The following is a 13,699-nucleotide window of genomic DNA, read 5'->3' on the forward strand; positions in this document are numbered from 1 at the left end:
ATAAAATCTCTTTACTGCCCATAAAAATTGAGTCATGTACTATCCTTTAATGCCACCACCTGAAATGCCAGCAACAACATACTTATTCAAAAACAAATACAAAATAACCATTGGTAATATAACAAAAGTTGATGCTGCCATTAACTCTGGATAATTAACACCAGAATCAGAACTAAAGGCTTGTAACCCAACCGGTAATGTTCGCATCTTATCCGTATTAGTAACAATAAGTGGCCACATAAACGAGTTCCAAGAACCGATCACTTGCAGTAATCCAATAGCAGTGATAGACGACTTTGAATTAGGTACCAAAATCTGCCACAAGAACTTCCAGTCTGAGGCACCATCAAGTTTAGCCGCATAATATAATTGATCAGGAACACTGGCAAATGATTGACGTAATGTAAAGACTGCAAAAAAACTAGCCAACCAAGGAATAATCAAGGCACCATAGGTATTTACCAAGTGTAATTGCGACAATGTCACAAAGTTTGGAATAATAAGCATTTCCCCTGGTACCATCATCGTTGCCAACAATATAGTAAAAAGAAAATTTTTACCACGAAAATTCATCTTTGCAAAAGCAAATGCTGCCATAATCGCAGTAATTATTTGACCAACTGTTGTTATCAATGCCACTACAACCGAATTGATCAAATAAGATGCAAACGGTGCCGCGTGCCATGCAGCAATCCAATTGGTTAGCTGAAGTTTTTTCGGTAACCAGGTCGGTGGTGTTTGTAACGCTTCAAAGCCAGTTTTAAATGATGTTGAAATCATCCAAAAGAATGGTAATAACATTGTCAGCGCACCAATTACTAATAATGAATAAACCATTATTTTTGATAGTTTCTTTTTCATTATTATCTCCCTTTAATAATGTACATGTTTTTTGCTGACCCACATTTGGATCAATGTTACAAACAAAATCATAAAGAATAGTACAACTCCTGCAGCAGCTGCAATACCATATTTATTTTGTTCATAAAACATACGATAAAGATAAAATACAACTGTCATTGCGGAGTTACCAGGTCCAGCTTGTCCACCAAATAGTGAAAATATTTCATCAAATACTTTAAATGATCCGATTACAGCATTGACACCAATTAGAAATGTCATTGGACTAATCATAGGAACTGTTACGTGACAAAATCGTTTCCATGCATTAGCACCATCTAGCCGTGCTGCACTATATAAACGCTTATCGACGTTATTCAATGCCACTAAAAACAGCATAATATTAAATCCGAGGCTCTTCCAAATTGCTAAAATAATAAGCGCTGGTAAAGCCCATTTAGGATCATTTAACCAGTCAATTGATTGAATACCAATAAAACTCAAAAAATAATTTATTAAACCAGAATCTTTATTGTATAACCATTTCCATACCATCGATATAGCTACAATGCTTGTCACAAATGGTAGAAAGTATACTGTGCGAAAAAAGCCAGCTAAAACTTTGATTTGATTCAACAGCACCGCAATCGTCAATGAAATAATAACCTCAAGTGGCACAACACCAACGACAAAAATCAACGTATTCGCCACTGCTGAGTGAAAAAGCGCGTCATCCCATAAATATTTAAAGTTATCAAAACCAATCGCTAAAATTTGATTTGTAAAAAAATTATATTCGGTATAGAAGCTCATTGCCAAACTTGAAATGATTGGATACAAACTGAATACTGCTACAATGGTTAGCATTGGTAAGACATATAACCAACCCTTTAAGTTTTGTTTCCATGTTGGCTTCTGGTTTGTCATCATAGTTGCTCACCTCTTAGTGATAAACGGTGTCCCTCATTATCAAATGCATATACACCGCCTAATTTTGCAAATATTGTTATGACTTTGTTGACTATCACATTAGTACTAATACCCGTTGCAATCATATGTTGTTCTTTAAATATTATTGTTGCTTGATGCTCATGACCAAACGAGAGAACTTCTCGTACGTTTGCTTGCATTTGAATCGCAGGATCATTTGTTTCATTAGTCAATGCCTCAGCACGAATTCCAATTGTTGCAACTTCGCCATTAAATAATTGCTTCACCCCATCTCCAAAATATTTAGCTTCAACCACATTCAAAGCCGGTTCACCAATAAAGTTAGCCACAAACTGATTGGCAGGGTTTTCATACAGTGACTGTGAATCATCGTATTGTTGAATTCGACCATCATTTAACAACATTATTTTATCTGCCACATGCATGGCTTCACTTTGATCATGAGTAACGAAAACAGTAGTAACACCAGTTTCTTTTTGAATACGACGAATTTCTTCTCTCATCTCAACGCGTAAACGTGCGTCTAAATTAGATAATGGCTCATCTAATAATAAAATATTTGGAGATTTTGCCAAGGCGCGAGCAATAGCGACTCTTTGTTGCTGTCCGCCAGATAAATCACTGGGTTTCTTATTAATTTGATCATCAACACGAACTAACTTTGCCAGTTCCAAGGCGCGTTTCTTTCGTGCTACTTTATCAATTTTAGCCATTTTCATTGGAAAAATTATATTGTCCAATACTGTCATATGGGGATATAAAGCATAATTTTGAAAAACCATACCAACACCACGCTCTAAAGCATCTTGTTTGGTCACATTTTGTTGTCCAAAATATATTTCACCTGTTGTGGCTGATAATAAACCTGAAATCAAATTCAAAGTCGTTGATTTACCACCACCAGATGGCCCAAGAAGAGCCACTAATTGGCCATCAGCAATATCAAAATCCATGTCATGTAGGACCTCAACGCCATTATCATATGTCAAGGTCACGTGATTAAATTTAACTTCCACTTCGTTATCCTCTTCTTATTGTCATCATTAGCATAAAATAAGACAAAATTTCTCCAATTCAACTGTTGAAAAGGACAATTATTGTCTATGCAATAAATATACCAATCAATCGTCAAGGTTTTGTCAAGTTTTGATATAAATATCACCAAATACAAAAATGTTTATGTATATTTAACTGCAACAAAAAAGCGAGACCTGTGATAGGCCTCGCTTTTGATTTAAATAAAAAACGCTATCTCAGAAGAGATAGCGGGTAGGTAGATAGATACTACCCAGTTGGTCTTAACTAATATACCATATTATTGCCAGGCTTGCAATAATTCATTAATGGTTAACTGCCCCGGGGCACTTTTGCTACTGTCATTGAGCGTAGCAAAAGTTAGTTCTGAGCCATATTGGTAACCTTCAACTCGAGTACGTTTACCTAGTTCTCCCATACTCATGGTTATTAATGGTTGTGGTACTTCAGAATCATGAGTTACATCCAACAAATACTGAACATCTGCCTCATCTTTGGGCATAACAGCTAACTTTATGATGTCTGCTGCAGTTTCAGACATATCTATAATCATCTTGTTCAAAATTTTTGGTGTGCTATTAAAATCATGATAAGATAGTATCACCGGCACGTTAACCTGGTGGGCAGCCTCCATAATACTCTTTCTTAACGGTTCATCTAAGGTATACTCAACGTCAACAGCAGCAAAAGGATAACCTGAATGTAATGCTGATATAACAAAGGTTGCGTACTCAACCGCACTCATTTCGCCTTTTCCACCTTGTTCTACTGTACGATATGTTAAAATTACGGGGAATCCACCAATACTATTAAATACTGTTCCCGTCAGTTCTTTAATAATTTGTGCATTCATCTGTGGCCAATTAGCCATAAATTCTTGTTTTGCGTTGTCAATTTCTGATAGCATTTTTGCTTCAGTCATTGCCGACACTTCTTTCTGTGCCAACTCATTTTGCGCGCCGGTCTTAACTTGCTGCCACATAACTGCTTGACTAAAATCATCAGCAATATAATCCGCTCGCCATTCAACGATATCCGGGTTTTGTTGCTGTAGTTTTTGCGCAAAAGGACTAAATTTGTCTGTAGGCCCCAAAGTTAGGGGGACTGCTATAATCGGTTTATTCGTACTGCTTGGTATGTTTAATAGTTCTCTTAATGTCATAGGACTCTATAGACGATCCAAACCATCTGTGGCTTCAACTGCTGCCTAATTTGGTATTTTTCGTCACTACTTTCAGGTAATTTTTTGAATTGCTCTTCAGAAACAATTGTAAACCGATTTTGTTCTTTTATAAAGCTCTGTAATGCAACAATTTTACTTGGGGCAAACATAATTGATGGTCCCCACGCATTATCTAAATTCACAGAGGTTAAATATCTTTTCATTAAGCCTTCTGTGGCCGCGTGCACTAACGCTACATTACGCTTAAAATCTATATTCTCAATCACACTCATTGTCATCAATGGCATCGAGAAAGTTGCCTCAATATCCAGGTTTTCCCAATTCAGATAATTAAAATCTGACCAGTTCAAATTAGGTTCCTGATTTGATTTAAAAGCAACTGGTAATATAATTTTATCACCTTTGTATATTTCCAGATTCAACAGGATTTCCTCAAAACTACTATGTAAAACAAGCGTTTCATCTGTCAAATAATGTTGTGCAGCACGCTCAGAATCCGTACCCTTAGGGCCTAACGTATGTAATTTCATAAATCACCTATTTAACTGCTTATTCTCTTTATCTATCGCTGCTTGCATCAGAATGGTCATGATGCCATCAATCATATCATCTGTAATGTCACTCGATGTGCTAAAATCAGATTTCAATTCTGAACGTAATTTCAACATACGATCATGTTGTATGGTTGGCATACCAAATTTTTCTTTGTATCTGGCAACCGCTTCCACAACCTGAAAGCGTTCTGAAATAATTTGGAAGATCTGACGGTCAAAGGCATCTATTTGAGAACGTAACTGGAGCAATGCTAACTCGTCTTCATTCGCACTAAATAAAGCAATAATTTCAGCAGCAATTCGTGCCGGTGTTTTACCCACAGTTTCAACTGTAAAGTTAGCAACCTCTTCATACTTAGGATCACGCTCTTGCCATAATGCAAAAAAATCTGCAGCAGATTTTTCTTGTAATAATGGTCGTTGCCCTTCAATAATCAACCGGCCAATCGTACTTTCCAAATTTCCATGAAGATAAATAATTGTAGCCGGAGAATTACGCAAAATTTCTAAATTGTCCGGTCGCTCGACTACGCCGCCTCCTGTAGCAACAACACCATCAAAAGTTTGCACATCATTCAAAACCTTGGTTTCTAATTCACGAAATCCTTTTTCACCGCGTTCTTCAAATATCTCTGAAATCTTCTTTCCAGCGACACGTTCAATTTCAGAATCAATATCTATAAATTTTGAGTGATGTTGTCGAGCTATCTCTTTACCGACAGTTGTTTTCCCAGCACCCATGAATCCAATGAGCATCAATGTATCTGGTTCTTTAATCATAGTTTTCTCACTTTAACAATAAATTTTTTCTTGAATGTTGCGCGGATGCAATTAAAGTCATCAAGGTAGCCGAATCATTATTTTCAATTGCCTGAGAAAACAATTGTAATTGCTTAATGACCAACGCTTGGCTAGACAAAATTGCTTCTTTATTACTTAGCAACACATCTGTCCATAGTTTCGGATCACTTTCTGCAATACGTGTCATGTCCTTAAAGCCACCAGCAACATATTGACCAAATGTTGCTGAATCTCCCAATTGATTTGTGGCAGTGTTCATTAACGAAAAAGACAAGATATGAGGAACATCACTAATGATTGCCATTAACTCATCATGCTTCTCAATCGATATAGACATAAAGTTCGCACTAATCGGTTCCAAAATATTCTGGATATCAATCGTTTGGCTAATAGAACTTGGGATAAGAAAATATGAAGCATCTTTGTACAGAGATTCATTTGCCCACATAACACCACTTTGATGTGTTCCCGCCATGGCATGCCCACCAATAAAGTGAATTTCTTTTGGCGTTAATACTTCTTCGGCCACTGCCATAATATCTCGTTTGGTTGAACCTGTATCAGTGATAATCACTTCCTGTTTTAATGGCAGAGACGCCAGTTTACGAATATTGTCTTCGATATAAGTAACTGGTGTCGCTAAAATAATAAAATCAGCCTGTGGTGCAACCATATCTAAATCAGATGCCACACTAGAAACAATATTGTTATTTTTGGCGTAAGACAATGAATCATCATTAACATCAACGCCAATTACTTCATTTTCAGGTTGCTCATTCAAAATTTTGGCCAAAGAGGCACCCATTTCTCCAAGACCAACAATTACTATATTTCTCATAACGAATCTCTTTCAATTATTGAAGAAATGTCTTCCATGAATCCAGGATAAGAAACACTCATCGCCTCTTCACCAGTCAATACCACGTCCCCTTCGGTAATCAAAGAAGCGACCACATTCATCATGCCAATACGGTGATCACCATGTGAATCAAGTAAGGCTGAACCATTTTCAGCATGTAACGATGTACCACCATGAATAACCATACCGTCTGGCTTTTCTTCAATATTAGCACCTAATTTTGTTAATTCACTGATAACAGTTGCAATTCTATCCGTTTCCTTAACACGTAATTCTTCCGCTCCACTAATTATAGTGTCCCCGACTGCTTGCGTAGCTGCTAATGCTAAAATTGGAAGCTCATCTACAGCACTAGGAATATCAGCCGCAGTAATTTCAATACCCTTTAAAGTTTGCGCCTTAATTTTAATATCAGCCAGAGGTTCCCCATCAGAAGGGATGGCATTTTGCAAGATTTTGGCACCCATCCGCTCAAGCAATTTAATCACACCATCACGGGTTGGATTGACACCGACCTTTTTAATTGTAATATCAGAATTTGGTGTAATTAACCCAGCCACCATAAAAAAGGCAGCACTAGAAATATCTGAAGGCACAAGAACATGTTGGCCATTTAATTGTGGTTGTTTTTTGACAGTTATTACGCCACCTTCTGTTTTTATTTCTCCACCAAATTGACGCAACATACGTTCCGTATGATCACGTGATGGTAACTTTTCAATAACTGTCGTTTCACCATCAGCCTGCATTCCAGCTAATAATATAGCACTTTTAACTTGTGCTGAAGCCACTGGCATATGATAAATAATTCCAGTTAATTCATTATTCGCTTTGATTACAGCAGGTAAAAATTCTTCATTCGTCAATTCAAATTGTGCATGCATCAAAGATAATGGATCAGCAACACGACGCAGTGGCCGTTTACTTAAGGATGAGTCTCCAAAAATTTTTAGATCAAAAGGCTGTTTACTTAGCAAACCCATCAAAAGTCGAGTTGAAGTTCCTGAATTGCCCATATCTAATCCAGCAGATGGTGCCTTAAAATTTGTAAGGCCTTTACCAATAACTGTAGCTTGTGATTCGGTGTGGTTAATTTCCACACCAAGCGCACGAAAAACGCCCATGGTATGCATCACATCATCTGACATCAAAAAATTATCGATAACTGTTTTTCCATCAGCAATTGCTCCAAACATCAATGCACGGTGTGATATAGACTTATCTCCTGGAACAGTTATTTCGCCGTGAAGTCCTGTTTTAGATGCTTTTGTGAGTTTAATCATATTTCTATCCTTTTGTATTATGTACTATAGCCGAAGCTATATTAAAACTTTCTTATTTCTTCACGATATACTGCCACTTGCTCTTTCATACGTTCAATGTTATCTGCATCAAATTTATCCAAAACAGCTTTGGCCAATTCGATAGCGACCATTGCCTCCGCAATCACAGCAGCTGCAGTAACCGCAGTTGTGTCTGAACGTTCTATGGATGCACGGTGGTCTTCGTGTGTATCGATATCAACTGACTGCATAGGACGATACAAAGTGGGAATAGGCTTAACAACACCACGAACCACAATTGCTTCTCCTGTTGTCATACCGCCTTCAAAACCACCGAGATTATCAGAACCGCGATAAAAGCCGCGTTCTTCGTTCCAAAAGATTTCATCCATGACCTGATCGCCATACTTTTCTGCGTTATCAAAACCGCCACCAAATTGAACACCTTTGAAGGCATTGATACCAACAATAGCATTGGCAATTTTAGCATCTAACTTTGTATCGGCAGATACATATGAACCCAATCCAACAGGCATACCTGTCGCAATAACTTGAACTTGGCCTCCCACAGTATTTGCATCACGCTTTGTTTTATCAATTACTTCTTTAATAGCTTCATCAGCTTCAGCATTTAGAGCACGTGTGTCGAAACCTTCTGTCACAACCCGCAACTCTTGCAGATTCTTATACTTAGTTAACTCATTTAGGTCGGATTTAGCAGGTCCAACATTCACAACAAAGCCATGAACATCAACACCTATTTCGGCCAGTAATTTTTTGGCAACAGCACCAACTGCAACACGCATTGTCGTTTCACGAGCCGAAGATCTTTCCAAAACATTGCGTAAATCTTCACGGTGACGATACTTCATCCCACCAACCAAATCAGCATGTCCTGGACGCGGACGCAATACCTTACGAAGTGTATTCTCGGAATTGGCTGGTTCATTAGGGGCCATAATTTTTGACCAATTATTATGATCATCGTTGTGAACATTCAATGTAATTGGTGATCCAAGTGTTGTTTGGTGGCGAACACCTGTCAAAAAAGTAACTGTATCAGTTTCGATCTTTTGACGATCTCCACGACCATAACCACGCTGACGTCGAGCTAATTGCTCATTCACATCTTCTTGACTGATGTGTAATCCGGCAGGGATACCTTCAATAACAGCAATTTCTTCAGGGCCATGGCTTTCACCAGCAGTAACATATCTCATATTAATTCTCCACAAATGCCGGCATGTCGGCAATCTTTTTCTTTACAATAATTGGCTGACCTACTTTTCCAAGAGCTACTAAATTCAAAACACCATCATGATTTTTTTTATCATTGATCAAGTGGTTAAAAAAGTCAGTTGTCCCGATAAAATGCGATTGTGTTGGTAAACCAACAGCTTCCAATCGACTTAATAATTCAGTAGTTAGCCCTCTAGGCATTATACCATGTTGTTCAAATCGACTGCTAATAGCAATCATACCAATCGCCACAGCCTCCCCATGACGTAGTTCACCATGAGCTAATAGTTCAATCGCGTGACCAAAAGTATGCCCAAAATTCAGAAACTGGCGTGCTCCAGATTCCTTTTCATCAGCCATCACTACACTAGCCTTATAAGCAATCGCACGTTTTGACAATTCTTGCGCATGATGCCGTATATCCGCTACCGATTTGATTTGACCAGTAAAATCAAAAAAGTCTTGATTAGCCAATGCTGATGTTTTAACAACTTCCGCATATCCTTCCACTAAATCACGGTCCGTCAGTGTATTCAAATAAGTAACATCCACTAAATCTAAATCCGGCTGATAAAAAGAACCAGCAATATTTTTTGTATTACCAAGATTCACAGCCGTTTTACCACCAACTGACGAATCAACTTGAGCTGTTAATGACGTCGCAATTTGAATAAAAGCAATTCCACGCATGTATAAAGAGGCGACTACTCCACCTAAATCACCAATAACGCCACCGCCTAATGCAATAACACCATCGCCACGCGTAAATCCAGCAGTTGCCATTTTAGCAATCAATTCACCAGCCACTGACAAAGATTTTGATGACTCTCCGGCTGGAACTTCTAGCTCGAGTATATCAAATCCTGCTTCACGTAATTGCTTTGCTGTGTCCTTTAAATACAATGGCCCAACGTTGCTATCTGTTAATAGTGCAATCTTTCGTGCAGACCACACAGTCGAAATTTCTTGACCCAGACGCGTATGTAGAGTGTTGTCAATTTTCACATCATACTTTTTTGTCGCTAAATCAACTGTAATTGTGCTCATTTTATCGCCTCGCGCACCTTGTTTGCTTTCTCTGTCAATTGTTTGAATTGTGCTGGTGTCAATGCTTGTGCCCCATCAACAAAGGCATGTGATGGATCATCATGTATTTCGGTCATCAAACCTTGTGCACCAGCAGCAATTGCAGCCAAAGCAAGCGGCTCAACAAACTTTGAAACACCGGCAGCATGCGAAGCATCTGCGACAACAGGATAGTGTGTCAATGATTGTAAAACAGGAATGGCCGATACATCAAGCGTATTACGCGTGTACTTATTATCATAAGTACGAATACCGCGTTCCATCAAAATAATCTGATCATTGCCACCAGCAGCAATGTATTCAGCAGCATTAAGCAAATCATCAATGGTTGCTGACATCCCACGTTTCAAAACCACTGGTTTGTTCTTCTTCCCCAGAGCCTTAAGCAAAGCGAAGTTTTGCATATTACGCGTACCAACTTGGAAAATATCTGTGTAAGAATCAACCAAATCAACATCTCGTGTATCCAATATTTCGGTTACCATGTCCATTTTCAACGCATCTGCTGCTGCACGATGGGCTTTTAAACCTTCTTCGCCGTTACCTTGAAATGAATATGGTGATGTACGTGGTTTGAAAGCCCCACCGCGCAAGATAGTTGCGCCCGCCTGCTTAACATCTTCACCCATTTCTTTGACATGTTCTGGAGATTCGATTGAATCAGGGCCGGCCATGAAAACAAAGTTGGCCCCACCAATGACACTATATTTAGTTGTAATAATTGTATTCTCTGGATGAAAGTCACGTGATGACTTGATGGCTGAATGATGATTTGTGATTGTCTCAACAATGTATTGTGAAATACTTTTCAATGCATCTTCGGGTAACTTCTTTACACCAGCTAACGCAACCCTATTATTGTGAACAAACACTGGTTTAATAGGATTTTTAGTATCTAATTGCGCCGCAATTTTTTCTGCATCTTGACTTGTTTTTGCGATAATAATCATTGTTTTATTCCTCAATTGCTTTCTTCATAAGATTTCTGTCGGCCGGCTTGTCGAACCAATATTCGAAGCTTAATGCTCCTTGATTGACTAACATCGGCAAACCATTTAATGTTACTAATCCACGTTGGTTAGCAGATTTCAATAATGTAGTTTGTTGATTACGATAAATCATGTCTACCACCAAGGCGTGCTGTGGTAGTAATGCTATTTGTAAATCCGTTAAAAGCGTCCGCAAATCATTCATCCCAACGGTAGTGGCATTGATAAGCATATCAGCACGCTTTAATGCTTTGGTGAGCATCTGATTATCTGCTAAATCCTCTAGATACCCAATCCCCTCACTAAGATAACTAATCTCTGCTTTTCGTTCATGCCAATCTTCATGAACTCTATTAAAAACAATTAATTCTCTCACGCCATACAGTTTTGCAGTGGCAATCACTGACCTAGCTGCCCCGCCAGTACCCAGAACAATAACTGTTTCTTTGGGTTGGCGAGAATTGATACTTTGCCAGAACCCATCTCCATCTGTATTAGTGCCAATCAGACGCCCTTTAACACTTTTGACCGTATTCACTGCATAAAGCCGCTGAGATATTGGCGATAACTCATCCAAATATTGAATGATTTCATTTTTAAACGGTGTTGAAACATTAAATCCACCTACGTGTAGAGCTTTTAATCCAACGATGGCCTCTTCAAGTTTTTCTGGTAAAATGTCGAAAGCATGATAGTGTGCATCAATACCATATTCAGCTATCATCTTGTTTTGCATTTGCGGCGAACGTGAATGCCCGGCCGGATGCGCGATTAATCCATATAAAGTCATTGTAACTCCTGTGTGATTTTATCGACGATATCTTCAGCATTAAATCCAAATTCGTCAAGAGCTATTTGTGCTGCCGCACTCATACCAAATTCATTAATACCGAATATTACGCCATCATTGCCAGCAATTCCTTGCCAACCCAATGTTGTTCCTGCCTCTATTATCACATTTTTCGTTCCCGTTTCGGGAATAATTTGTTGCTTTTTATCATCATCTAATGCTAAAAACCGAGATAGATTTGGCATGGAAATGACGTTTGAAGGTAGTGAGAGTAATTCACTCACCTTCTGTGCTATTTGGACTTCGGATCCAGTAGCAATCAAGTTAATTTTAGCCTCATCATGATGTCTTATTTGTGCCGCGCCATTTTCAAGTGATTGTTTTGCTTGGTCTGTGTTTCCTTGAACACCAATTTCACCACGACTTAAAATTAAGATTGTTGGTCGATCAGTTGACGTCAACGCCTGCTGCCAAGCGCTGGCTATCTCGTCGGCTGTCCCGGGACGCAATACATCAACACCCGGAATCAGGCGGAGCCCCATCAGTTGTTCAATCGGTTGATGTGTTGGTCCATCTTCGCCAACCGTAATACTGTCATGAGTAAAAACATAAATACTCGGCACATGCTGCAAGGCACTCAAACGAATAGCTGCCTTCATATAATCCGAAAAAGCTAAGAATGTCGCGCCAAATACTTTTGTACCACCATGTAAAGCTATACCATTCATTACCGCTCCCATGCCAAACTCACGCACACCAAACGCAATATTTCTACCTGATCGATCATCGGCATTGAACAATGGTGAAGCTACCACTTCAGCATTAGTAGATGCTACCAAATCAGCTGATCCACCCCATAATTGTGGTAATTGTGTTGCAAAGTCTTGCAACACATATTTAGATATTTTTCGTCCTGCTTGCACTTTCAAGTCAGTCGGCAACTCGGGGATGGTCACCGTGTTTTTGGTTGAGAATTGCAGATACTCGGTTAATTCGTCATTCAAAGGTTGTTTTTGATGCAAAAGTCTATTCGAAATTTTAGCACGCATGTCTTCAAGCAAGTTATTTGGTAATTCAAAATTTTGTATGTCAACATCAAGCGCTGATGAAAGATCTTGCAGTTGTTGACTATCTAGTGGTGTGCCGTGGGCCTTGTTAGTGCCAGCGAATGGTCCAAAATCACCAATAATTGTTTTCACAGCAATCAACGTGGGCTCGGGAGATAACTTGGCATTTTCAATTGCATCGTGAATTGCTGCTAAATCATTACCATCTGCCACCTCACGTATATCCCAACCATAACTGGCAAAGCGTGCCAGATTATTTGATATATCTGACCTTTGCTTTAAACCATCAAGACTGACATCATTATCATCATAAAGAACCACCAACTTACCGAGTTTTTGTTGACCGGCGAGTGACGCTACTTCATGGCTCACCCCCTCCATTAAATCTCCATCACCAACTAGCGCAAATGTAAAATGGTCAATCACTGAGGGAAATTGGTTATTGAGCTTTGCTTCAGCCATTGCCATACCAACAGCCATACCTAATCCTTGACCAAGTGGTCCAGTTGTTGCTTCAACACCAGGTGTCACACCAACTTCTGGATGTCCAGGCATTTTTGAGTGTGGTTGTCGAAATTCTGATAAATCTTGGGCTGACAGGTCAAAGCCAGCCGCATGTAAAGTTGCATACAGTAATGCGGCACCGTGACCCGCAGACAAAACAAAACGATCACGATTAATCATATTAGGATTTTCGGGATCAACATTAAGTTGATTTGCGTACAACTCATACAAAATTGGTGCAGCACCCAAGGCAATGCCAGGGTGCCCAGAACCAGCTTTGCTAATCATTTGGTTAGACAGCAACCTCAACGACTGAATTGTTTCTGTTGATAATGATGATGTTTTCATGAGATTCTCCTTAAATAAAAATCGTACTAAGTGAGTAAACACCTAGTACGATTTAACAGAAAATTACACTCCTGAAAAAATAAAAGCCACTAGGTGTTTAATATCAACACTTAGTGACTCAACCTTGAAAAACTTCTGGTCGCTAAGTGCGTCGTAACCGACGCACTTAT

General features: G+C 39.0%; 13 protein-coding genes. All 13 read right to left on the reverse strand.

The annotated features are described in order from the left end of the window. Window positions 1-39: 39 nt before the first annotated feature. A complete protein-coding gene (locus tag A6B45_RS05610) occupies window positions 40-861 on the reverse strand; it encodes a carbohydrate ABC transporter permease (RefSeq protein ID WP_072613721.1) in 822 nt (273 codons plus the stop codon). A 12-nt stretch (window positions 862-873) separates the two neighbouring features. Beyond that, window positions 874-1,767, reverse strand: coding sequence for a carbohydrate ABC transporter permease (locus A6B45_RS05615; protein ID WP_072614486.1), 894 nt, complete (start codon window positions 1,765-1,767; stop codon window positions 874-876). Beyond that, on the reverse strand, window positions 1,767-2,807 hold the full coding sequence (locus A6B45_RS05620) for an ABC transporter ATP-binding protein (RefSeq protein WP_072613722.1): 1,041 nt from the start codon (window positions 2,805-2,807) through the stop codon (window positions 1,767-1,769). Before A6B45_RS05620 ends, A6B45_RS05615 begins: the two co-directional genes overlap by 1 nt. A 299-nt stretch (window positions 2,808-3,106) precedes the next feature. Then, a complete protein-coding gene (locus A6B45_RS05625) occupies window positions 3,107-3,988 on the reverse strand; it encodes a type I 3-dehydroquinate dehydratase (protein WP_072613723.1) in 882 nt (293 codons plus the stop codon). Then, the gene (locus A6B45_RS05630; protein ID WP_072613724.1) at window positions 3,985-4,539 is read right to left on the reverse strand and encodes a type 2 periplasmic-binding domain-containing protein; all 555 of its coding nucleotides are present in this window, start codon (window positions 4,537-4,539) and stop codon (window positions 3,985-3,987) included. Before A6B45_RS05630 ends, A6B45_RS05625 begins: the two co-directional genes overlap by 4 nt. A gap of 3 nt (window positions 4,540-4,542) precedes the next feature. Beyond that, on the reverse strand, window positions 4,543-5,343 hold the full coding sequence (locus A6B45_RS05635; RefSeq protein WP_072613725.1) for a shikimate kinase: 801 nt from the start codon (window positions 5,341-5,343) through the stop codon (window positions 4,543-4,545). A 7-nt stretch (window positions 5,344-5,350) separates the two neighbouring features. Continuing rightward, window positions 5,351-6,202 carry a prephenate dehydrogenase gene (locus A6B45_RS05640; protein WP_072613726.1) on the reverse strand — a complete coding sequence of 284 codons (852 nt, stop codon included), beginning with the start codon at window positions 6,200-6,202 and terminating at the stop codon, window positions 5,351-5,353. Beyond that, a complete protein-coding gene (gene aroA, locus A6B45_RS05645) occupies window positions 6,199-7,506 on the reverse strand; it encodes a 3-phosphoshikimate 1-carboxyvinyltransferase (RefSeq protein ID WP_072613727.1) in 1,308 nt (435 codons plus the stop codon). Before aroA ends, A6B45_RS05640 begins: the two co-directional genes overlap by 4 nt. 41 nt (window positions 7,507-7,547) lie before the next feature. Further along, a complete protein-coding gene (gene aroC, locus A6B45_RS05650) occupies window positions 7,548-8,726 on the reverse strand; it encodes a chorismate synthase (protein WP_072613728.1) in 1,179 nt (392 codons plus the stop codon). Window position 8,727: 1 nt separating this feature from the next. Then, entirely contained in the window at window positions 8,728-9,792 is a 1,065-nt protein-coding gene (aroB, locus tag A6B45_RS05655) for a 3-dehydroquinate synthase (RefSeq protein ID WP_072613729.1), read from the reverse strand. Continuing rightward, entirely contained in the window at window positions 9,789-10,781 is a 993-nt protein-coding gene (gene aroF / locus A6B45_RS05660; RefSeq protein WP_072613730.1) for a 3-deoxy-7-phosphoheptulonate synthase, read from the reverse strand. The genes aroB and aroF overlap by 4 nt, the downstream gene beginning before the upstream one ends. 4 nt (window positions 10,782-10,785) lie before the next feature. Continuing rightward, entirely contained in the window at window positions 10,786-11,610 is an 825-nt protein-coding gene (aroE, locus tag A6B45_RS05665) for a shikimate dehydrogenase (RefSeq protein WP_072613731.1), read from the reverse strand. Next, window positions 11,607-13,529 carry a transketolase family protein gene (locus A6B45_RS05670; protein ID WP_072613732.1) on the reverse strand — a complete coding sequence of 641 codons (1,923 nt, stop codon included), beginning with the start codon at window positions 13,527-13,529 and terminating at the stop codon, window positions 11,607-11,609. The genes aroE and A6B45_RS05670 overlap by 4 nt, the downstream gene beginning before the upstream one ends. Between the last annotated feature and the right edge of the window lie 170 nt (window positions 13,530-13,699).

This window comes from Leuconostoc suionicum (genome assembly GCF_001891125.1).
In the GTDB taxonomy this organism is placed as follows: Bacteria; Bacillota; Bacilli; order Lactobacillales; family Lactobacillaceae; genus Leuconostoc; species Leuconostoc suionicum.

Bases quoted from the DNA above. Each gene is read 5' to 3' on its own strand.
- aroF (WP_072613730.1), bottom strand. From the start codon at position 10,781: ATGATTATTATCGCAAAAACAAGTCAAGATGCAGAAAAAATTGCGGCG.
- aroA (WP_072613727.1), bottom strand. From the start codon at position 7,506: ATGATTAAACTCACAAAAGCATCTAAAACAGGACTTCACGGCGAAATA.
- A6B45_RS05615 (WP_072614486.1), bottom strand. From the start codon at position 1,767: ATGACAAACCAGAAGCCAACATGGAAACAAAACTTAAAGGGTTGGTTA.
- A6B45_RS05670 (WP_072613732.1), bottom strand. From the start codon at position 13,529: ATGAAAACATCATCATTATCAACAGAAACAATTCAGTCGTTGAGGTTG.
- A6B45_RS05630 (WP_072613724.1), bottom strand. From the start codon at position 4,539: ATGAAATTACATACGTTAGGCCCTAAGGGTACGGATTCTGAGCGTGCT.
- A6B45_RS05640 (WP_072613726.1), bottom strand. From the start codon at position 6,202: ATGAGAAATATAGTAATTGTTGGTCTTGGAGAAATGGGTGCCTCTTTG.
- aroE (WP_072613731.1), bottom strand. From the start codon at position 11,610: ATGACTTTATATGGATTAATCGCGCATCCGGCCGGGCATTCACGTTCG.
- aroB (WP_072613729.1), bottom strand. From the start codon at position 9,792: ATGAGCACAATTACAGTTGATTTAGCGACAAAAAAGTATGATGTGAAA.
- A6B45_RS05610 (WP_072613721.1), bottom strand. From the start codon at position 861: ATGAAAAAGAAACTATCAAAAATAATGGTTTATTCATTATTAGTAATT.
- A6B45_RS05635 (WP_072613725.1), bottom strand. From the start codon at position 5,343: ATGATTAAAGAACCAGATACATTGATGCTCATTGGATTCATGGGTGCT.
- aroC (WP_072613728.1), bottom strand. From the start codon at position 8,726: ATGAGATATGTTACTGCTGGTGAAAGCCATGGCCCTGAAGAAATTGCT.
- A6B45_RS05625 (WP_072613723.1), bottom strand. From the start codon at position 3,988: ATGACATTAAGAGAACTATTAAACATACCAAGCAGTACGAATAAACCG.